Below are 20,501 nucleotides of genomic sequence, written 5' to 3'. Positions count from 1 at the left end.
CTACGCAAGCGCTTTCGCAAGCGCTTCCGTCCCGGCAAAGGAGCGTCTCGGGATGACAACCCGTTTGAAGCGAATCCAGTGGATGACAGCACTCGGCGCGAGCCTCACCCTCGCGCTCGCGGCCTGTGGTGGCGGCGGTGGCGGGGGCTCCTCCGACGCCGACGATCCGATCGTCGTGGGGATCTCCCTTCCCCTGACCGGGGACTTTTCCGAACCGGGGAAGGGTGTCCAGCGCGGCTACGAGGCCTGGGCCAAGATCACCAACGACAAGGGCGGCCTCCTGGGCCGCAAGGTCGAGCTGAAGATCCTCGACGACCAGTCCAACGCGGACCGGGTGGTCGCCGACTACGAGCAGTTGATCGGCAAGGACAACGTGGACCTCGTGGTGGGCCCGTTCTCGACCCGTCTCGTCGTGCCCGCGGCCCGGGTCGCCGAGGAGTACGGCATGCTCTTCGTCGAGCCGGCGGGCGCGGCGAAGGAGGTCTTCGAGCAGGGCTTCAAGAACCTGTTCTATGCCGCCCCGGCGGTGGCGAACGACCACTACAACCACCTGGCCGAGTACATCCTGGCACTGCCGCCCGACCAGCGGCCGAAGACCGCGGCGTACGCGGCCATGGACGACCCGTTCGCGCAGGGCACGGCGTACGGGCTGAAGGAGAAGCTCGAAGCGGGCGGCGTCCGCACCGTCGTCGACGAGGTCTACCCGCCGAACACCACCGACTTCGGCAGCATCGCCGCGAAGATCGCGTCGTCGAAGGCCGACCTCGTGGTGGGCGGCTCCCAGTACCAGGACGGCGTGAACCTGATCGTCGCCCTCCAGCAGCTCAGGTACCAGCCGAAGCTGGCCGCCTTCTCCACCGCCCCGACGAACCCCGAGTTCGCCGCGGCGATCGGCAACAAGACCGAGGGGATCCTCTCGCCGACCGGGTACACGCAGGACGCGCCGTACCCGAGCAACAAGGAGTTCGTCGAGAAGTACACCGCGCAGTTCGGCTCGCCGCCGGAGGAGGACGAGGCCAACGCGTACACGACCGGGCAGGTCGTCGCGGCGGCGATCACCGCGGTGGGCTGCGCCGAGCAGGGTGAGTGCCAGAAGAAGTTGGTCGAGTGGGTCCGCGGCAACACCGTGGAGACGGTGGTCGGCCCGCTCTCCTGGGACGCGACGGGCAAGCCCAAGGGCGCCCACATGATCCAGCAGTGGGCGGGCGGCAAGATCCAGATCGTGCTGCCGGCCGACGCCAAGGAGACCGACCTCGTCTACCCGAAGCCGGCCTGGTAGGACGACATGCCCTCCGGTGCCCTGCTCTTCCAGAGCGTCATCCTGGGTCTGCTGCTGGGAGGGCTCTACGCCCTCCTGGCAGCGGGACTCACCCTCTACTTCGGAATCATGCGGGTCGTGATGATCGCCCACTCGGCGTTCCTCATCCTCGCCGCGTACCTCGCCTGGTGGTCCCACACCCGGCTGGGCGTCGATCCGCTGCTGTCGATGATCGCCACCGTGCCGCTCTTCTTCGCCTGCGGCGTCCTGTTGCAGCGGCTGCTCCTGGCCCGGCTGCGCCCGGCCACGCTGACCATGATGTCGGTGCTGCTGACCTTCGCGATCGCGGTCGCCATCGAGGGTCTGCTCGGCTACGTGTTCGACGGCACCCAGCGGCGGGTCCAGCTCGGCTACGGCTCGGCGAGCTTCGGGATCTTCGGTGCCCGGGTCGCGGTGGTCAAGCTGATCGCGTTCGGCCTCGCCGCCGTCGCCCTGGCCACCCTCTACCTGCTGATGAAGAAGACCACCTTCGGCTGGGCCCTGCGGGCGACCATCCAGCACCGCGACGCGGCACGGCTGGTGGGCATCGAGACCGAGCGGGTGGCCGGGTACGGCTTCGGCCTCGGCCTCGCCACCGCGGCCGTCGGCGGCACGGCCCTGGCCCTCGACACCACCATCTACCCGTCGCTGCACTGGCACTGGATCGGCCCGCTGATGGCCATCATCGTGGTGGGCGGGCTGGGCAGCGTACCCGGTGCCGCGATGGCCGCGATGGTGCTCGGCATGCTGCAGAGCCTGCTGCAGATCCCGCTCGGCACGACCTGGGCGCAGACCATCTTCTACCTGGCCCTGTTCGCGACGCTTGCGTTCCGGCCACAAGGTTTCTTCGGAGGTCGCCTTGCCCAGCGCTTCTGACCCGGCGACGGTGGCCGTCCCGCCGGCCGGGCCACCGACAGCACGGCGCAGCCTCGACCGGGCCCTCCAGGTGGCGGCGATCGTGCTGCTCGCCGTGGCGGTGCTGGCCTTCCCGTCCCTGGCACCCAACCCGTACATCCTCTCGGCGGGCGTCGTGGTGCTCAACTACGCGGTGCTCTCGACGTCATGGAATTTCGTCGGCGGGTTCACCGGGTACATCTCCCTCGGCCACGGCGCCCTCGCCGGGCTCGGCGGCTACGGGACCGCCCTGCTGGTCACGAAGGCCGGCCTGCCGAGCTTCGTGGCCCTCGTGGTGGCGGCCCTGCTGGTGGCCGCCCTCGCCGTACCGATCGGCTTCGCCGCGCTGCGGGTCCGCGGCGCGTCGTTCGTCATCGTCTCGATCGCGCTGGTGCTGATCCTGCTGCTGGTCTTCCAGAGCTGGGCGTCGCTCACCGGCGGGTCACGCGGTCTGGTCGTGCCGCGCCCGTTCCCGGACCTGCTCCGTCCGGAGCACCACCGGGTGTTCTACTACCTGTTCACCGGCCTGCTCGCGCTGGCCCTGCTGGCCTGGTGGGTCATCGACCGCTCCCGGTTCGGCCTCGGGCTGAAGGCCATCCGGGAGGACGAGGACAAGGCGGAGGCGCTGGGCACCCCGACCTTCGCGTACAAGCTGGTGGTGTTCGTGGTCTCGGCGGGGTTCACCGCCCTGGGCGGCGGGCTCTACGCGCTCTGGTTCGGCGACCTCGACCCGGTGTTCCAGTTCTCCATCCTCACCGGCTCGTACCTGGTGCTGATGGCGCTGCTCGGCGGCGTCCGGAACCTGTTCGGCCCGCTGATCGGCGCGCTGGTGGTCGGCATCGGGCTGGAGTACTTCAAGGTGGAGTTCGGCGACACCCAGCTGCACCTGGCCGCGACGGGCCTGCTGCTCGCGCTGGTCGTGCTCTTCATGCCCGACGGCGTGCTGCCGGCGATCGGTTCCCTGCTCGGCCGGATGCGGCCGGCGCAGAACTCGATCCGCGAGATCACGGCCGCGCAGCTGCGCCAGCAGCGCGCCGAGGCCGCCGCCGCGCCGGCCACCCGGGAACCGGTGGACGCCGCCGCTGGCGCCGCCGGTGCGCGGACCCAGTCGACGGAGGAGCGGGCATGAGCGAGCGAAGTGAGCGAATCGTTTGGCTCAGGGCGGTGGTGCCTCATGACGGCACGGAGCGAAGCGGAGTGCCGGCATGAGCGAACGAAGTGAGCGAATCGTTCGGCTCAGGGCGGTGGTGCCTCATGACGGCACGGAGCGAAGCGGAGTGCCGGCATGAGCGAGGTACGAGGGTTGGCCACCGCCGGGCTCACCAAGGCGTTCGGTGGCGTGGTGGCGCTCGACGGCGCGACCGTCGAGTTCCAGCACGGCAAGGTCAACGCGCTGATCGGGCCGAACGGGTCGGGCAAGACGACCTTCTTCAACTGCGTCACCGGGATGATCAGGCCGGACGGCGGGCAGGTCACCTACCGCGGGCGGCACATCACCGGCGCGGCCCCGCACCGCATCGTCCACGCCGGCGTCGGCCGTACGTTCCAGCTGTGCCGCGTCTTTCCCCGGATGACGGCGCTGGACAACGTCCTCGCGGCCGTACGCCCGGCCGGCCTGACCGGCCTGCTGCGTGGCGCCCGCGGCCACGCGGAGGTCGACCGTGCCCGGGGCTGGCTCACCCGCCTCGGCATCGAGCACCTGGCCGACGTGGAGGCGCGCAACATGTCCTGGGGCCAGCAGAAGCTGCTGGAACTCGCCGGTGTGCTGATGAGCGACCCGGAAACCGTCCTGCTCGACGAGCCGGCCGGCGGCGTCAACCCGGCGCTGCTGGACCGGATCGGCACCCTGGTCCGCGAACTCAACGCCGAGGGGCGCACGTTCGTGATCGTCGAGCACAACATGGACCTCGTGATGAGCGTCAGCGACCACATCGTGGTGTTCGACCGCGGCCGCCCGATCGCCGAAGGTCCGCCGTCGCTCATCCGCTCCGACGAACGCGTCCTGGGGGCCTACCTTGGCGTCTGAAATCGAACTCGTCGACATCCAGGCCGGCTACGGGCGCGCCGCGCCGGTGCTGCGCGGCCTGACCGTCTCGGTGCCCGCGGGCCAGATCGTCTGCCTGGTCGGCCCCAACGGCGCCGGGAAGTCCACCGTCCTGAAGGTCGCCAGCGGGCTGCTCAGGCCCCGTTCCGGGAGGATCCTCGTCGGCGGCGTGGACGTGACCGGCCAGGGGCCGCAGCGGATGCTCGCCTCCGGCGTCGCGCACGTCCTGCAGGGGCACAGCGTCTTCCGCGAGATGACCGTGGCGGAGAACGTCCTGCTGGGCGGCTACACGTTGAAGGACAAGGCGTTGATCGCCGAACGGACGGCCTTCGTCAAGGAGGTCTTCCCGGTCGTCGCGCAGCGCTGGAACTCGCTGGCCGGACTGCTCTCCGGCGGGCAGCAGAAGCAGGTGGAGTTCGCCCGGTCGCTCATGGTCAACCCCAAGGTCGTGCTCCTCGACGAGCCGTCCATGGGTCTGGACCCGAAGGCGACGACCACCGTGTTCGAACAGGTCGTGCGAATGCGCGACGCCGGTACGGCGGTGCTGCTCGTGGAGCAGAACGCCCGGCGGGCGCTGGAGACGGCCGACCTCGGCTGCGTGCTCGACCTCGGGCGCGTGCACATCTCCGGGCCGGCGCCGCAACTGTTGGCCGACCCGCAGCTCGGCGAGCTGTACCTCGGCGGACGGCCCGCCGAGCCGACGGCACCGCCGAAGCGGTAACAGACCCCGACGTGACAGCGGCACACAGAGTTGGAGCGTGAGCACGGAAGCGCTTCCGGAAGCGGTTGCGTGCTCCGCCAGAGCTGAAACGAGGCGTATCGCGATGACCAGAACGAGACGGCTCGCCGTCGCCACCGCCGCCGTACTGGCGACCGGCGTGCTGGCGGGCGCCGGGGTGCCACCGGCCCAGGCGGACCGGAGCAACCCGCGCGACGTCCATCCCCACCTGCGATCGAGCCTGGTCGCCTTCTACGACTTCGACCACCCGGCGGAGGGTGACGCGGCGCTCGAGCGGGACCTGGGCCGCTCCGGCACCGAGATCGAACTCGTCAACGGCGGCGCCGACATGCGCGTGGCCGAGCACGCCTACCCGGGCAGCGGCAACGCGTTGCAGACCCGGCAGGTGAACCCCGCCCAGGCCGGCAACGACGACTGGAAGGCGGGCATCTGGTCGGCCAGCGGCGTACGCACCCTGCGCCCCTTCGCCGGCACCCAGGGCACCACCGTGATGGGCTGGTTCAAGATGGAGATGGAGGCCTCGGCGCCCAACTCCACCACCGCCAACCCGGCCGACCGGTTCAACGCGATCGGGCTGGCCGGTGTGCTGACGGGCGACTCGGACGGCCACGGCGTCCGGGCGCTGCTGGAGCTCATCGACGTCAACGGCGAACTGCGGCTGGTCGCGCTCGGCCGGCGCCTCGACGGGGGCAACTCGCAGACCTTCGCGGCGGGGGAGGACTGGCGGACGCTGCTGCCGAAGGGGGAGTGGGTCCACCTCGCGGCCACCTTCGACTTCAACACCGGCGCGCTGGCGCTCTACCGCAACGGCCAGCCGGTGGACGGCTTCTACACCCGCACCGACGACCCGTGGCTCGTGTCCGGCCCCGGCCCGCACGTCACCACCGCCTCGGACCCGCGCGGCATCAAGATCGGCGGGAGCTTCCCGCAGGACACGCTGGAGCGCAACCCGTGCGACTGCCGTATGGACGCCCTGATGTTCCTCGACACCGTCGTCTCGGCGTCCGACGTCGAGAAGCAGTACCGCTACATGGCCCGCTGACCACCCTCCGCACCGCCTCACCGGGAAGGAGACCCGCGTGCGCAGTGTCCGCAAGACCCGCAGATCCGCGCTGACGGCCGGGCTGACCGCCGCCACCCTCGTCCTGTCCACCCTGGTGGTCGGCCCTGTCCGGGCCGCCGACCCCGTCTACGACCCGGTCGTCGAGATGCCCAGCCAGTCCAGGCTCGGACTGGTCCTGACCGAGTACGCCAGCTTCCCTCAGTCGTTCCCCATCCCGGCACCGACCGACCAGCGGCTGATGCGTACCGCCCGCATCAACACCATCATGGAGCTGCCCGACGGCTCCGGCCGGCGTGCCGTGCCGGACCTCAACGGCCACCTCTACCTGGTCAGGGACGGCGTGCCGCACGTCTACCTGGACGTCGCCGACACCTTCGCGCCGCAGTTCTTCTCCGGCCGCGGGCTCGGCCAGGGCTTCGGCTACGTCGCGTTCCACCCCGAGTTCGGCACCAACGGCCGCTTCTACACCATCCACACCGAACAGGCGTCGCTGGCCACCAGGGCACCGGACCACGCCCAGGCCAACAGCATCTTCCACGGCGTGATCACCGAGTGGACGGCGACCGACCCGGCCGCCGACACGTTCTCCGGCAGCCGGCGCGAGCTGCTGCGGATCGGCTTCGCCGGCCAGGTCCACGGCATCCAGGAGATCAACTTCAACCCCACGGCGCGGCCCGGCCAGCGCGACTACGGGCTGCTGTACCTGGCCGTCGGCGACGGCGGCACCGGCGTACGCAACACCGAGCCGCAGAACCTGGGCATGGTGCACGGCAAGCTGCTGCGCATCGACCCGCAGGGCACCGACTCGGCCAACGGGCAGTACGGCATCCCGGCGGACAACCCGTTCGTCGGCCGGGCCGACGCCCTGGGTGAGGTCTACGCGGTCGGGTTCCGCGACCCGCACCGGTTCAGCTGGGACCCGGCCACCGGCCGGATGTTCCTCGGTCACATCGGCGAGCACGCCATCGAGGCGATCTACGAGGTGCGCGCCGGTGACAACTTCGGCTGGAGCGAGCGCGAGGGCGCGTTCGTCTTCAACAAGGCGGGGCGCGCCTGCGACAAGCTCCTGCCGCTGCCGCCGGACGACGCCGACTTCGGCTACACGTACCCGGTCGCGGCGTACGACCACAACCCGGCGCCCGGCTGGAACTGCACCTCCGACGTCGGTGTCGCGGTGGCCGGCGGGTTCGTCTACCGCGGCAACGAGCTGCCCGCGCTGAAGGGCAAGTACGTCTTCGGCGATCTGGTCGACGGGCAGGTCCTCTACACCGAGGCGCACGAGATGCGGCAGGGCCACGAGATGGCCACGATCCACCGCCTCGCGCTCTTCACCGCCGCCGGTGAGCCGGTGCGCATGCAGGACCTCTCCGGCCCCGGCGCCCCGGGCAACCCGGAGCGGGTAGACCTGCGTTTCGGTACCGACGCCGCCGGCGGGCTCTACCTCCTCGCCAAGGCCAACGGGAAGATCTGGAAGGTGACCGGAACCCGGGAGTTCGCGGGCGGCGACGTCGGCGGCACCAAGCTGCACAAGCCCTCGGGCCCGGACGGCTGGGCGCCGGTGACCCCGTCGAAGTGGCAGTTCGACCGTGACGAGGTGATCCTCGCCGAGGCGGGCGTGAGCCGGCCCGGCCCGCGCCGCCCCTTCGAGTACGCGGTGGTGACCGACGGGCCGCAGTGGTCGTCCGTGGAGATCCAGGCCGACGTCCGGCTCGACACGCCGGTCGAGGTGAGCAACCGGGACGTGATCATCGTCTTCGGCTGGCGCTCGGACACCGAGTTCTACTACGCCCACCTGTCGACCGACAACACGATCCTGCCGCACAACGGCATCTTCAAGGTCAACAACGCCGACCGGCAGCGCATCGACCACCAGTGGAACGGCCGGTCACGCGGCGCGAACCCGGCGATCGTCGACGCCGACTGGCACAAGGTGCGCGTCGTGCACCTGCCGGCCACCGGCGAGATCGCGGTCTACGTGGACGGGAAGAAGGACCCGCTGATGACCGCGAAGGACACCACGTTCGGCTCCGGACGGGTCGGCTTCGGCTCGTTCGACAACATCGGCCGGCTGCGTCACCTGACGGTGACCGGAACCCCGGCCTGAACCCCTCCGGCGGGGACGACGGCAGGGCCGTCGTCCCCGCCGGAGACGGGCAGTGTGCGGCACCCGGCCGGCCCGGGTGCGGAGATGACCCCTGAGGAGAGTGGGACGATGACGGCACGTGTCCCGATCGGCATCGTGATGAACGGCGTGACCGGGCGGATGGGCTACCGGCAGCACCTGGTCCGGTCGCTGCTGGCCATCCGCGAGCAGGGCGGCGTACCGCTGCGTGACGGGAGCCGGCTCTGGCCGGAACCCGTCCTGGTCGGGCGGAACGAGGCCAAACTACGCGACGTCGCGGCCCGGCACGGGTTGACCGACTGGACGACCGACCTGGACGCCGCGCTGTCGCGACCGGACGTCTCGATCTATTTCGACGCCCAGGTCACCAGCGAACGGGAGAAGGCGATCGGGCTCGCCGTCGCGGCGGGCAAGCACATCTACACGGAGAAGCCCGTCGCCACCACCCTGCACGGCGCGGTCGAGCTGGCGCGCGTCGCCGACGCGGCCGGCGTACGGCACGGCGTCGTGCAGGACAAGCTCTTCCTGCCCGGCCTGCGCAAGCTCGACCGACTCGTGAAGGGCGGGTTCTTCGGCCGGATCCTGTCGGTGCGCGGCGAGTTCGGCTACTGGGTCTTCGAGGGCGACTGGCAGGAGGCCCAGCGGCCGAGCTGGAACTACCGGGCCGCCGACGGTGGCGGCATCGTCGTCGACATGTTCCCGCACTGGCACTACGTCCTGGAGCAGATCCTCGCGCCGGTCCGGGCGGTCACCGCGCACGTCACCACCCACATCCCGCGCCGGTGGGCCGAGGACGGTCAGCCCTACGACGCGACCGCCGACGACGCCGCGTACGCGATCTTCGAGCTGGACGGCGGCATCGTCGCGCAGGTCAACTCCTCCTGGGCCGTCCGGGTGAACCGGGACGAGCTGGTCGAGTTCCAGGTCGACGGCACCGAGGGCAGCGCGGTCGCCGGCCTGCGTCGCTGCCGCGTCCAGCACCGGGCCGCCACCCCGAAGCCGGTCTGGAACCCGGACCTGCCGTCCACCGACGACTTCCGCGCGCAGTGGCAGGAGGTGCCGGACAACGAGGCGTTCGACAACGGATTCAAGGCGCAGTGGGAGATGTTCCTGCGGCACGTTGCCGAGGACGCCCCGTACACCTGGGACCTGTGGGCCGGCGCGCGGGGTGTGCAGCTGGCCGAGCTGGGCCTGCAGTCGGCGCGGGAGGGCCGGCGCGTCGAGGTCACGGAGCTGCGGCCGTGACCCGGACCGTCAACCTGCCCGACGGGCCGCTCACCCTCTCCGGTGCCGGGCGCGAGCACGTCACGCCCGGCGCCCGTTTCGCCAGCCGGGTCGCGTACGCCGCCGCGCACGTCGTCGCCGACCCCAGCGCGGAGAACGTGCCGGGCACGCCCGCCGCCGTCGACTGGGACGCGACCCTGGCGTTCCGCCGGCACCTGTGGTCGTACGGGTTCGGCGTCGCCGAGGCGATGGACACCGCCCAGCGTGGCATGGGCATGGACTACCCGGCCGCGCGCGAGTTGGTGCGGCGCTCGGCGGCGGCCGCCCGGGCCGAGGGCGGCGCGATCTGCGCGGGCGTCGCCACCGACCAGCTGCCGGCCGGCCCGGCCACGCTCGACGAGATCCGCAAGGCGTACGCCGAGCAGCTCGCCGACGTGCAGGACGCCGGCGCCCGGCCGGTCCTCATGTGCAGCCGCCACCTGGCCGCCGCGGCCCGGTCCGCCGACGACTACCTCGACGTCTACGGCCGGCTGCTGGCCGACGCCGACGGCCCGGTGGTGCTGCACTGGCTCGGCCCGGCGTTCGACCCGGCCCTCGCCGGCTACTGGGGCGACGCCGATCCCGCGCGGGCCGCGGACACCGTGGTCGCGCTGATCGGTGCGCACACCGGCAGGGTCGACGGCGTCAAGCTGTCGCTGCTCGACGAGGACTTCGAGGTCGCGCTGCGCCGGCGCCTGCCCGCGGGGGTACGGCTCTACACCGGCGACGACTTCAACTACCCGGCCCTGATCCGGGGCGACGGCGAGGGCCACTCCGACGCCCTGCTCGGCGTCCTCGCCGCGATCGCGCCGCCGGCCGCCGCCGCGCTGCGCGCACTGGACGGCGGCGACCTGGCGACGTACGACCGGATCCTGGCGTCGACGCTGCCGCTCGCCCGGCACCTGTTCGGCGCCCCGACCTTCTACTACAAGACCGGCATCGTGTTCCTGGCCTGGCTCGCCGGTCACCAGGACCACTTCACGATGGTCGGTGGTCTCCAGTCGGGGCGGTCACCGGTGCACCTGGGCCGGCTGCTGCGGCTGGCCGACGCGGCCGGGCTGCTGCCCGACGCCGAGCTGGCCGCGCACCGCGCGCGGGCGTTCATGACCACGGCGGGGGTGGCGCAGTGAAGCGGTTCGCACTCAACTCGGCGACGACGAAGCGGTGGCCGCTGCCGGAGCTCGTCGCCGGCTGCGTCGACGCCGGGGTGTCCGGGGTGGGGCTGTGGCGGGAGGATCTGGCCGCGTACGGGGTCGAGCCGGCCGCGGCGCTGGTGCGGGACGCGGGCCTGACCGTCACATCGCTGTGCCGCGGCGGGTTCTTCAGCGCTCCCGGCTGGCTCGACGAGAACCGGCGTGCCATCGACGAGGCGGCGGCAATAAGCGCGCCGGTGCTGGTGCTGGTCTCCGGCGGCCTGCCCGACGGCAGCCGGGACATCGACGGTGCCCGGGCGCACGCGCGGGACGCGATCGGCGAGTTGGTGCCGTACGCCCGGGCCGCGGGGGTCCGGCTCGCCGTGGAGCCGCTGCACCCGATGTTCTGCTCCGACCGGTGCGTGGTTGCCAGTCTCGGTCAGGCCCTGGACCTCGTCGCGCCGTATCCGGCGGAGACGGTGGGCGTCGTCGTCGACACGTACCACCTCTGGTGGGACGACCAGGTGTGGGCGCAGATCGCGCGGGCCGGCCGGGAGAGACGCATCGCCTGCTTCCAGATCGCCGACTGGGTGACGCCGCTGCCGGCGGGGGTGCTGCTCGGCCGGGGGCTGCCCGGCGCGGGCTGCGTCGAGCTGCGCCGCTTCCGGGAAGCCGTGGACGCGGCCGGCTACGCCGGACCGGTGGAGGTGGAGGTCTTCGCCGAGGAGGTGTGGGCACGGCCCGGCCGGGAGGTGCTCGACGAGGCCGTCGCCGGCTACCTCACGCACGTTGCCTGAATCGGCGCCTTCGGCTCTATTCTTGCGCGGTGCCGTACGCCGACCTCAGTTTCGCGCAGTGGAACGACCTGTCTGACGGCGCTGCCCGCCGGATCGCCCAGGACATCGCCGACCGACACGACCTGACTGTGGTGGGCCTGAAAGACACGGCGTACGCGGGGCGGTCGCACCGGATGGCGCTGTTCGACCGTGACGGGATGCAGTTCGCTCTCGTACCCGGCGGCCGGCCGACTCTCGGCTACGACGCGGCCCGATTCCAGCCCTTTCCGGAGCAGGCGGCCAGCTACGCCGACAGCGCCGACGAGTACGGCCTTCCACCGCTGGCCGAGTACGTCGACGCGATGACCTCGCCGGTACGCGGCGCCGAGATGCCGGCGATGCTGGTCGCGGTGGAAGCGTTCGACCCCTGCGAGATTCCGCTGGCGCCGGACGACCCTCGGGTACTCGAACTCGTCGCGTCGACCGGGGATCGGCGCGGCGTGGTGAAGGTGTTCCGATCTGGTGGTGGGCTGACGGTCGAGTTCGACCAGAGCGGGCAGGTGGCGCGGGCCCGGGCGACCCGGGAGGTCTCCTACGACGAGGCTGTGGCCGGGCTCGCGAGCATCGGCTTGCGGACGACCACTGCGGATGAGTGGGAGTGGGCGTGTGGAGCCGGTGCGACAACCCTGTTCCGCTGGGGCGACGACTGCCCCAACGACGGCTACCCGTACGACTGCAAGACCGGCGCGCACCGCGAGGCGAACCTGTGGGGGTTGGCGATCGGGCAGGATCCCTACAAGCACGAGGCGACCACCGAGCGAACCATCGTGTGCGGCGGCGATGGCGGCGGCGCCACGTGTGGCGGCAGCGGCTTCTTCCTGGGCTGGCTCACCCTTGCGACCGCCTACCGCGACAGGGATTTCGGCCAGTGGCTCGCCTCCGACGACCGGTACGCCCACGAGGTCCTGACCCGGCCCGTCATCAGCCTGAGCTGAGCAGCGTCAACGGTGGACGACCGGACGCGTGAACTTCTCGACGCCGCCGTGTGGGAACAGCTTGATGCTCATGGGCGGGTCCTGCCGCCGTGGAGGGCGTACCCGCAGATCGAGCGGTTCAGTATCGGCTGGCGCATGGGTGACGGCGAGTGGCACCTGATGACTGGTGCCGAGGACCATGACCCCGCAGCCCGCAGCCCGCAGCCCGCAGCCCGCAGCCCGCAGCCCGCAGCCCGCAGCCCCCAGCCCGCAGCCCCCAGCCCGCAGCCCCCAGCCCCCAGCCCGCAGCCCCCAGCCCGCAGCCCGCAGCCCATCACGTGCGACTGGTCCGCTACCCGGTCAGCCGATGGCCTTGGCGTCGCTTTCCAGAACGTCGACCAGCCGCTGCTTGACCTCGTGGCGGTGGGTGATCTGCTGCCGGGGACCGTCTGGTCGGACCCGTATCCCGCAATCGACGAGTACGTAGAGTGCCCGCAGTGTGCGCAGCGTGTTGGAAACGTACGTGGGTGTGGTCGAGGCGGACACGGCACGGAAGTCGGCGGTGATCGGGTCGAGCCAGGTCGTCGACGCCGCGGCGGTGAGCTCCGGGCGGGTCAGAGTCAGGGCGACGGCGCGGGCGAGGCGGTCGTCCTCCCGCTCGGCCCAGAGGTGGTCGGTGCGGGCGAGCAGCCGGGCGCCCGCCAGGTCGAGCATGGCGGCGGGATCGACGTCACGGTGGCGGCCGAAGGTGCCGAGCAGGTCGGCACCGTGCGCCACCGCGTGCAGCCAGCCCAGCCGCGGATGGTATCCCCGCAGGTCCGTCTCTGCCGGATACCAGCGACTGAAGGCGTCGAGCCAGCGCGGACGGAAGTCTCCCCGACTGACGATCATGTCCAGGACCAGGGGCGCGAAGGTGCGGGCCTCGGTGCGCGGGTCGGTGAACCGGTCGGCCATCTCGTCGCCGAGTTGCACACGGCGATCACCGGCGATGACGTCGCGTTCGATCCAGGTGCGCAGCACGACGTACGGATGGCCGTCGCGAACGTCCGGGTCCGGATCGCGTAGGCACTGCGCCAGTTCCGTGGTCAGTTCGTTCAGCTCACGCCCTGCTGGAAGGCGGCAGTCGTCGTCGAAAATCTTGATCCAGTCGGTCACGGGCGGCAAGCTACCGTGCGCTGATCGAGACCCGCCAGCCGATACGGCGCCGGCTGATCGACACGGTCGGGATTGCCGCCGCCCAGGCCGCGCATGCCCAGTCTGGTCAGGCGTTGGTAGGCGGGTGGAGGATGTCGACATGACCACGACCGTGTCTCGTCCTGGCATCGGCCTACTGGCTCTCGAACGCGGGCCCGGCGATCTGTCCACATGGAGACTCCAGCAGCCGGTCACGAGCTCGGCCTACCGCCTGCCGATCGCGGTCAACATCCTGCTCGACGGCGCCGACGACCTCGACCACGTCGATCTGCCGATGATCGCCCACGTGCTCGACGACATCGATCACTACCTGGTGACAGGGCTTCGCTTCGTGCGCGCCACGATGCTGACCGATCCGGCCTCGTTCGGCTTGGCCGAGGACGAGCTTGATCCCTACCGGGAAGTCCCTGCCGAGGAGCTTCCGCTGGACAGCCCCCAGCTCAACTTCTACGCCGACAGCGAATGGATGCTGCACTTCCAGGAGGGAGGCTTTGCCGTCTGCGACCCCTACGGCCTGGCTGTGATATTTGCCCAGCACCGGCCGGTGCGGCTGGAAGACCTGAGCGACGCCGAGGAAATCGACTGATTCGCAGAGCACCACATTCGTATCGTGCCGGCATGATCGATGAGCCGATTGATCCGGACGATCGCCCCGAGTGGCTGGTCGAGCAGGGGCGGGTGGACGAGGCGATCACGATTCTCGAAGCCCGGGCCGGCGGCGGGGACTGGCTGGATGTGGAACGCCTGACCGACCTGCTGATGGAGGACGGCCGCGTCGAGGAGGCGGAGGCGCATTGGCGGGCGGCCATCGAGGCCGGTCTGCCTCGGGCGTACGGCGGCCTCGCGAACATGCTGGCGGATGCGGGCCGGACCGACGAGGCAATCGCCGGGTGGCGGGCGGCGGTGGAGGCGGGTGAGCCAGAAGCCCGGGTCCGTCTCGCCGCGTTGCTCGCCAAGGCCGGCCGGATGGACGAGGCCATCGGCGAGTACCAGATGGCGATCGCGGCTGGTGACGCGGCGGCGGGCGTCCGGCTGGCCAAGGTGTATGCCCGGGCGGGCCAGCTGGACGAGGCGGTCCGCGCCTATCGGTCAGCGATCGGCGGAAAGGGTGTTTCTCGATGGCCGCTGGGTGCGCTGTTGGAGAAGCTGGGCCGCGCCGACGAGGCGGTAGCCGCCTACCAGGCCGCCGTTGACGCGGGCGAGGAGCACGTTCGCGTGCGGCTGCTGGCGGCACAGGGCCGCCTGGAGGAGGCGACTCAGCTCGTCCGGGACAAGCTGGCCGAGCCGGGCCACAATCCTTCCTACCGGCAGCTCGGCTGGCTGTTGACCGAGCAGCGGCGCTTCGAGGAAATCGAGGCCGAGGCACTGCTGCTCAAGGACGACAACCTGGTAGGGCTGTCGTATCTCCTCGCCGGCGCCCAGCAGTCCGCGAACTACCACGAGGGCTGTCCAGCCGACTGCAAGGGCAGCACCCGGGTGGTGCGACACCTTCCAGGGACGCTGGGATGACGTGCGGCGGGGCCCTGCTGAATAGCGCGGTTGCCGCAGTCGGAGCAGTTGATGGGGTGGTGTGCAGCGCTTCCGGCGGTCAGCCGAAGCGAGACTCGCGACGAGCCACCATCTGCCCCGGCTCGGCGGGCGAACGAGACGCGCGCAAGTACCGTCGGCATCTCGGTTTGCGGTCGGCTCCGCCGGCTGTGCTGGGTGCCGCGATGGGCTTTCTCGGCGGCGCAAGGGTGAGGGTTGCGACAAGAGCACGAATTTTGATTCGTCAGTACCGTTTGGCACGATGACCGTCGTGTCGGTTGCGCAGCACAGCTACGTGGGACCGCCGGACGCGCCGGACCGGTATGAGCTGATCGAGCGGCGTGCCGCTGGTGGCGAGGGGGAGGTCTGGCGGGCTCGCGAGCACCACGGAGACGTGGCGTTCTCGTACGCGGTGAAGATCCTCCGGGTGCCGGCGGAGGACCAGACCGACCGCGGCCTGGAGGGCCTTCGGCTGCAGGCGGCGCTGGCGACCCAACTCGAACACCCGGCGCTGGTGAAGGTCAAAGAGGTCTTCGTCGGCCCGTCGCCGCACCCGGCCGGCGAGTCCACCACGGACAGCTCACCACGGCTGTACTTCGTGATGAAGTGGATCGAAGGCCGCAGCCTCCAGGAAATGCTGGAAAGCGGCGGGGTGCGCGGGTTGGACATCCTCAAGCCGCTTGGGCCGATCGCCGAGGCCGTCGACTACCTGCACAGCGGCCAGGACACCGACGGCATACCGGTCCTGCATCGGGACATCAAACCGGCCAACATCCTGGTCTCCGGCAGCGGGCGGGCCTATCTGGTCGACTTCGGCCTGGTCCGGCTGCGTAGCACCAGCGGCACCGCCCGGTTGTACGGCACGGCACCGTTCATGGCACCGGAGTCCCTGGCCCGGGGGGAGTACACCCCGGCCACGGACCGCTACGCCCTCGGCGCGACCGTCTACTACGCGGTGACCAGCGAGATGCCGGTGCCCGGCGACATCGACGGCATGACCCAGCGGCTCACCGCGGCACTCGGTCCAGGGCAGGACCGGGTGATCCGCGGGATCCTGTCGATGGTCGCGGTGACCGCCGAGCGCCGGCCGGCCGCCGCGGCGGCCTGGGTCAACGCGCTGCACGCCGCACCGCCGGAGACCGCGATCGGCGGGGCACCGCAGCCGTCGTCGCCGCCCACCCCTGGGCCGTCGAACTCTCCGTTGCCGCCGACCTCTGGGCCGTCGAGCTACCCGTTGCCGCCCACCTCGGGGCCGCCGGGCTCTCCGTTGCCGCCCACCTCGGGGCCGCCGGGCTCTCCGTTGCCGCCTACCTCCGGGTCGCCGGGCTCTCCGTTGCCGCCCACCTCCGGGCCGCCCGGCTTCCCGTCGTCGGGCAACCCTGCGTCGCCGGGCTACCCGCTGCCGCCCGGCCCACGGCCGGCTCCGGGGTCGCCGGGCTACCCGTTGCCGCCCGGCCCGCGGCCGGCTCCGGGGCCGGCGGGCTACCCGTTGCCGCCCGGCCCGCGGCCGGCTCCGGGGCCGGCGGACTACCCGCTGCCGCCTGGCCCGGGGCCGTCCGGCTTTCCCGGGGCGCCCGGCCAGCCTCGGAAGAAGTCCAAAGCCCCGATGATCATCGGAATCGTGGCAACGGTCCTCTTGGCCGCCTGCTGCGTACCGTCGGTGTGGAGCCTCAGCCAAGGCAGCCTGCCCGGCGGCCTCGGTGCGAGTCCGACCCCCAGCGTCGACCGTGCCTCCCCGCCGCCGGCGGTGACCGCACTGGAGCCGGTGTTGCTGTCGGTGGCCGACGTCGTGTCCGCGATGAAGCTCGGAGACCGGGACCTGGTCAACACGAGCTCCTCCAGCGACGCGCTGCACAATGGCCTGGCCAAGCTTGCGCTCTGCTCGGACGGCAACGTTCGCGGTGATGCGATCGGGGCGCACAGCAGCAACAGCTACTGGGTGTCCAGCGGCCAGTACCCGTACCTCGGCTCAGCGGTCGCCGGCTTCTACGGCAACGCGGCCGACCCGTTCCTCGATGCCACCCGCACGGCGGCCGAGCGGTGCGGATGGCGGCCGTTCACGGTGCCGAAGTTGGGTGAGGAGTCGTTCGGGATCACCGTCAGCGGCTCCAACGGCGTCTACGCGATGATCTTCGTCCGCTCGGGCCAGGTGCTCTTCCAGGTCGCGATCCAGAACGACTACGAAGGTGGCAGTCACCAGAGCGACCTGATCAAAATGGCGACGTCGATGGCCAAGCGGCTGCCGAAACCCAGAGCGAACCGATGACCGCCCCCGAGGGAGGTGGCGGCGCGAGCGCCACGTTGCTGGTCGGCGTACCCGGTGAGGACGGGGAGCGACGGGTCACCGCGGCCGGCGGGCCGCTGCGGATCGGCCGTGATCCCCTCTGTCCGATCGTCCTGGACGACTCGCGGGCCTCCCGCGAGCACCTGGAAATCACCTACCGGGCCGGACGGTGGCACCTGCGTGACCTCGCCAGCCGGAACGGCACGTTCCTCGACGGCCGTCAGGTGCACGAGCTGGAGATAGGGGTCGCCTGCGCGGTGCGGCTCGGCAACGCCGTCGACGGTCCGGTGCTCACCTTCCGCCCGGAAGGGCCTCCCGCTGCTCCGCCGCCGGTGACCGATTCCGCGCAGCCGGGCCTGTCCACCGAGGTACGCCCGAGCGGGCCCGTATCCGCGGCCGAGCCACCACCTGGTGCACGATTCGCGCTGGGCCGGACCCCCTCGGCCAGCTACCCGGCCGCGGATCGGATCCTGATCGGGCGGGCGCCGGAGAACGACATCGTCCTCGACGACCTGCTGGTCTCCCGCTACCACGCCGACCTTGTCCGGGACGGCGCCGGATTCCGCGTGATCGACCTGGGTACGCGCAACGGCACGTACGTCAACGGGCGGCAGGTCGAGCAGGCGGTGCTGAACGCCGGGGACCTCCTCTCGTTCGGGCACCACCAGATGGTGTTCGACGGCACCGCACTGCACGACTACGTCGACGCCGGCCGGGTGTCGCTGCGCGCCGAGGGGCTCGGTGTCACGGTCGGCACGCGGAACCTGCTCTCAGAGGTCTCGTTCGAGCTGGACGAGTGCAGCCTGCTCGCGGTGGTCGGCCCGAGCGGTGCCGGCAAGTCGACGCTGCTGGGGGCGCTGACCGGCAACCGCCCGGCGCAGGCCGGCACGGTCCGCTACCAGGACCGCGACCTCTACGCCGAGTATGCCGACCTGCGGCACCGCATCGGCCTGGTGCCGCAGGACGACATCCTGCACCGTCAGTTGACCGTACGCCGCGCGTTGCGCTACGCGGCCGGGCTGCGCTTCGGCGCCGACGTGACGCCTGCGGAGCGGGACCAGCGCATCGACGAGGTACTCGCCCAGCTCGCCCTCACCGCACACGCCGACCAACGCATCGACACGCTCTCAGGCGGACAGCGCAAGCGCACCTCGGTGGCCCTGGAGCTGCTCACCGAGCCCTCGCTGCTCTTCCTCGACGAGCCGACCTCCGGGCTCGACCCGGCGCTGGACCGCGACGTGATGCACGGCCTGCGCGAGCTGGCCGATCGCGGCCGAACCGTCGTGGTGGTGACGCACAGTCCGCTGCACCTGAACGTGTGCGACCGGGTGCTGGTACTCGCCCGCGGCGGCAAGGTCGCCTACTTCGGCCCGCCGGACGAACTGCTCGACTTCTTCGGGGCGGCCGAGTACGCCGACGTGTTCACCGCGGTCGCCGCCGACCCGGAAGTCTGGGCCGCCAAGTTCGCGGCCACCCGCCCGCCGGCCAAGGCCGCACCGCCGACCGAGCGGACGGCGGCCACCGCGTCACCGCCGCGCCAGGGATGGTGGCGGCAGACGGCGATCCTCGCCCGCCGCACGGTCGCCGTCACCCTCGCCGACCGGCTGTACGCGGCGCTCTCCCTCGGCCTGCCGGTGGGCCTCGCCGCCCTGCTGCACGTGGTCCCCGGCTCCGACGGCCTCGGGCTGCCCGCACAGCCGCCCGGGCGCAGCACCGAGGCCGCCCAACTGCTGGTCATCCTGACCATCGGTGCGGTCTTCATCGGACTGGCCGGGGGCATCCGGGAGTTCGTCGGGGAGGGTGCCATCTACCGCCGGGAACGAGCGGTGGGCATGGCGCCCGGCGCCTACCTGAGCGCGAAGCTGGCCGTGTTCGCCGTATTGAACGCGTTCCAGGCGGCGCTGTTCGTCCTGCTCGGCATGGTGGGCCGGCCGGCGCCACCCGAGGCGCTCGTGCTGGGCGTGCCGCTGGTCGAGCTGATCGCGGTGGTCTGGCTGACCACGCTGGCGGCCACCGTGCTCGGGCTGCTGGTCAGTGTCTACGTGTCCACCAGCGAGCAGACGATGCCGGTGCTGGTCGGGCTTGTGATGGCGCAGCTCGTGCTCTGCGGCGGGCTGTTCGCCGTGGTCGAACGCGCCGGCATCGAACAGCTCTCCTGGCTTGCCCCGGCCCGCTGGGGCTACGCCGCCGCAGCCGCCACGGTGGACCTGCGCGCGATAATGCTGAAGCCCGCGCCGGACGCACTCTGGGCGCACACCACCGGCGCGTGGAGCTGGGCGATGGCCGTTCTGGCGGGCCAGACCGTACTGCTGACCGCGGCGGTGCGGTGGGCGCTGCGCCGCCACGAGCCCGTACTGGAGAGCCGGAGGAACCGCACGTGAGCCGCCGTAAGGATTCTGCCGCCGCGCTCGAAGCCGTTCTGCGCGACGGTTGGAGCAGTGCGTGCCGGCTGTACGAGCACCTGGCGCGCGGTGGCCAGTTGGTCGCGCTGCCGCCCAGCGGACTGCGGGTGAGCCAGAACGAAACGATCTTCGGCGACACGGTGCTGGGTTACGCACGCTTCTACGGCACCGCCGTGCAGTATCGGGAGAGCAGCCACTTCTGGTTCGGCTCGACGGGCTTCGTGCTCGCCGGCATGGCCGGTGACGCCATCAGCAACGCCAGTGCCCGCAGCCGCGCCCAGGCCATGGCGGCGGCCCAGTGGCGGGACCAGGCGCAGGTGCGGATGATCCTCACCAACCAGCGGCTGCTCGGGGACTGGCAGGGCAACATGTTGAGCTTCTGGCACAACGGCGTACTGGAACTTTCCGCCGACCTGACCCAGTGGTCGTTCATCCTCCGCTACCAGGAGGGCAATCCGCTGATGCTGCATGGCCCGGCGGCGCCATGGTACGCGGTCGCGATCGCATGGCTGATCTTCGGCCCGCAGGGCATGCACCTTCCGGCCCTCGCACCGATAAGCGCAGCCGTCGCGCAACGTTCCCGCGCCATCACCGGCGAGGTCGTGCCTGACTAGTCACCCACTGGCACCGTGGTTCGACGTCGCATGGCTGGTGAACGTCATCGCCCGTTCCGATCAGGGAGATTCCGAGCATCAACCGGCGCAGCGTGTTGCAGGAAGGCGCCGGCGATGTCGGCACGACGAGAGCTTCGAGGATGTGACGGATGTCGGGAACGAATGTGGCAGCCAA

17 protein-coding genes are annotated in these 20,501 nt (G+C 71.2%); 16 read left to right on the top strand and 1 reads right to left on the bottom strand.

Annotated elements, in window-relative coordinates:
- The first annotated feature begins 52 nt into the window (after window positions 1–52).
- The 11 genes from ACGFZ2_RS23335 to ACGFZ2_RS23285 all read left to right on the top strand — a co-directional run bounded on the left by ACGFZ2_RS23335 (window position 53) and on the right by ACGFZ2_RS23285 (window position 12,326).
- Window positions 53–1,279: an amino acid ABC transporter substrate-binding protein gene (locus ACGFZ2_RS23335; protein ID WP_393456780.1), complete on the top strand. Its 1,227-nt coding sequence runs from the start codon at window positions 53–55 to the stop codon at window positions 1,277–1,279.
- A gap of 6 nt (window positions 1,280–1,285) precedes the next feature.
- Window positions 1,286–2,173, top strand: a complete 888-nt coding sequence (locus ACGFZ2_RS23330) for a branched-chain amino acid ABC transporter permease (protein WP_393456777.1) — start codon at window positions 1,286–1,288, stop codon at window positions 2,171–2,173.
- Window positions 2,157–3,320 carry a branched-chain amino acid ABC transporter permease gene (locus tag ACGFZ2_RS23325; RefSeq protein WP_393456774.1) on the top strand — a complete coding sequence of 388 codons (1,164 nt, stop codon included), beginning with the start codon at window positions 2,157–2,159 and terminating at the stop codon, window positions 3,318–3,320. Before ACGFZ2_RS23330 ends, ACGFZ2_RS23325 begins: the two co-directional genes overlap by 17 nt.
- A 156-nt stretch (window positions 3,321–3,476) precedes the next feature.
- Window positions 3,477–4,217 (top strand): ABC transporter ATP-binding protein, encoded by a 741-nt coding sequence (locus tag ACGFZ2_RS23320; protein ID WP_393456771.1) that lies wholly within the window; start codon window positions 3,477–3,479, stop codon window positions 4,215–4,217.
- Window positions 4,207–4,956 (top strand): ABC transporter ATP-binding protein, encoded by a 750-nt coding sequence (locus ACGFZ2_RS23315; protein WP_350682651.1) that lies wholly within the window; start codon window positions 4,207–4,209, stop codon window positions 4,954–4,956. Before ACGFZ2_RS23320 ends, ACGFZ2_RS23315 begins: the two co-directional genes overlap by 11 nt.
- Window positions 4,957–5,059: 103 nt before the next feature.
- The gene (locus ACGFZ2_RS23310) at window positions 5,060–6,016 is read left to right on the top strand and encodes a LamG-like jellyroll fold domain-containing protein (protein WP_393456768.1); all 957 of its coding nucleotides are present in this window, start codon (window positions 5,060–5,062) and stop codon (window positions 6,014–6,016) included.
- Window positions 6,017–6,053: 37 nt separating this feature from the next.
- Window positions 6,054–8,141 (top strand): PQQ-dependent sugar dehydrogenase, encoded by a 2,088-nt coding sequence (locus ACGFZ2_RS23305; RefSeq protein WP_393456765.1) that lies wholly within the window; start codon window positions 6,054–6,056, stop codon window positions 8,139–8,141.
- 108 nt (window positions 8,142–8,249) lie between these two features.
- Entirely contained in the window at window positions 8,250–9,404 is a 1,155-nt protein-coding gene (locus ACGFZ2_RS23300) for a Gfo/Idh/MocA family protein (protein ID WP_393456762.1), read from the top strand.
- The gene (locus ACGFZ2_RS23295) at window positions 9,401–10,552 is read left to right on the top strand and encodes a DUF993 family protein (RefSeq protein WP_393456759.1); all 1,152 of its coding nucleotides are present in this window, start codon (window positions 9,401–9,403) and stop codon (window positions 10,550–10,552) included. The genes ACGFZ2_RS23300 and ACGFZ2_RS23295 overlap by 4 nt, the downstream gene beginning before the upstream one ends.
- Window positions 10,549–11,352 (top strand): sugar phosphate isomerase/epimerase family protein, encoded by an 804-nt coding sequence (locus ACGFZ2_RS23290; protein ID WP_393456756.1) that lies wholly within the window; start codon window positions 10,549–10,551, stop codon window positions 11,350–11,352. Before ACGFZ2_RS23295 ends, ACGFZ2_RS23290 begins: the two co-directional genes overlap by 4 nt.
- A 29-nt stretch (window positions 11,353–11,381) precedes the next feature.
- A complete protein-coding gene (locus ACGFZ2_RS23285) occupies window positions 11,382–12,326 on the top strand; it encodes a hypothetical protein (RefSeq protein ID WP_393456753.1) in 945 nt (314 codons plus the stop codon).
- Between the two features lie 339 nt (window positions 12,327–12,665).
- Here the strand turns inward: ACGFZ2_RS23285 and ACGFZ2_RS23280 are convergent, their stop codons facing one another.
- Window positions 12,666–13,460 carry a DUF2785 domain-containing protein gene (locus ACGFZ2_RS23280; protein ID WP_393456750.1) on the bottom strand — a complete coding sequence of 265 codons (795 nt, stop codon included), beginning with the start codon at window positions 13,458–13,460 and terminating at the stop codon, window positions 12,666–12,668.
- A gap of 139 nt (window positions 13,461–13,599) precedes the next feature.
- Between ACGFZ2_RS23280 and ACGFZ2_RS23275 the strand changes: the two genes are divergently transcribed.
- The 5 genes from ACGFZ2_RS23275 (at window position 13,600) to ACGFZ2_RS23255 (ending at window position 20,326) form a co-directional block, all read left to right on the top strand.
- Entirely contained in the window at window positions 13,600–14,085 is a 486-nt protein-coding gene (locus tag ACGFZ2_RS23275) for a hypothetical protein (protein ID WP_393456747.1), read from the top strand.
- A 32-nt stretch (window positions 14,086–14,117) separates the two neighbouring features.
- The gene (locus ACGFZ2_RS23270) at window positions 14,118–15,008 is read left to right on the top strand and encodes a tetratricopeptide repeat protein (protein WP_393456744.1); all 891 of its coding nucleotides are present in this window, start codon (window positions 14,118–14,120) and stop codon (window positions 15,006–15,008) included.
- A gap of 280 nt (window positions 15,009–15,288) precedes the next feature.
- The gene (locus tag ACGFZ2_RS23265) at window positions 15,289–17,292 is read left to right on the top strand and encodes a serine/threonine protein kinase (RefSeq protein WP_393456741.1); all 2,004 of its coding nucleotides are present in this window, start codon (window positions 15,289–15,291) and stop codon (window positions 17,290–17,292) included.
- Window positions 17,289–19,691, top strand: a complete 2,403-nt coding sequence (locus tag ACGFZ2_RS23260; protein WP_393263395.1) for an FHA domain-containing protein — start codon at window positions 17,289–17,291, stop codon at window positions 19,689–19,691. The genes ACGFZ2_RS23265 and ACGFZ2_RS23260 overlap by 4 nt, the downstream gene beginning before the upstream one ends.
- Entirely contained in the window at window positions 19,688–20,326 is a 639-nt protein-coding gene (locus ACGFZ2_RS23255) for a hypothetical protein (RefSeq protein ID WP_393263393.1), read from the top strand. The genes ACGFZ2_RS23260 and ACGFZ2_RS23255 overlap by 4 nt, the downstream gene beginning before the upstream one ends.
- Window positions 20,327–20,501 lie beyond the last annotated feature (175 nt).

This window comes from Micromonospora sp. NPDC048063, from assembly GCF_043202855.1.
Lineage (GTDB): Bacteria > Actinomycetota > Actinomycetes > Mycobacteriales > Micromonosporaceae > Micromonospora.
Note: the sequence above shows the minus strand (reverse complement) of the source record. Positions and strands in the feature narration are given on the sequence as shown.

What these genes read in the sequence shown, in the direction of transcription:
- ACGFZ2_RS23260 (WP_393263395.1), top strand. Translation starts at nt 17,289, where the DNA reads ATGACCGCCCCCGAGGGAGGTGGCGGCGCGAGCGCCACGTTGCTGGTC.
- ACGFZ2_RS23330 (WP_393456777.1), top strand. Translation starts at nt 1,286, where the DNA reads ATGCCCTCCGGTGCCCTGCTCTTCCAGAGCGTCATCCTGGGTCTGCTG.
- ACGFZ2_RS23270 (WP_393456744.1), top strand. Translation starts at nt 14,118, where the DNA reads ATGATCGATGAGCCGATTGATCCGGACGATCGCCCCGAGTGGCTGGTC.
- ACGFZ2_RS23320 (WP_393456771.1), top strand. Translation starts at nt 3,477, where the DNA reads ATGAGCGAGGTACGAGGGTTGGCCACCGCCGGGCTCACCAAGGCGTTC.
- ACGFZ2_RS23310 (WP_393456768.1), top strand. Translation starts at nt 5,060, where the DNA reads ATGACCAGAACGAGACGGCTCGCCGTCGCCACCGCCGCCGTACTGGCG.
- ACGFZ2_RS23300 (WP_393456762.1), top strand. Translation starts at nt 8,250, where the DNA reads ATGACGGCACGTGTCCCGATCGGCATCGTGATGAACGGCGTGACCGGG.
- ACGFZ2_RS23265 (WP_393456741.1), top strand. Translation starts at nt 15,289, where the DNA reads ATGACCGTCGTGTCGGTTGCGCAGCACAGCTACGTGGGACCGCCGGAC.
- ACGFZ2_RS23335 (WP_393456780.1), top strand. Translation starts at nt 53, where the DNA reads ATGACAACCCGTTTGAAGCGAATCCAGTGGATGACAGCACTCGGCGCG.
- ACGFZ2_RS23275 (WP_393456747.1), top strand. Translation starts at nt 13,600, where the DNA reads ATGACCACGACCGTGTCTCGTCCTGGCATCGGCCTACTGGCTCTCGAA.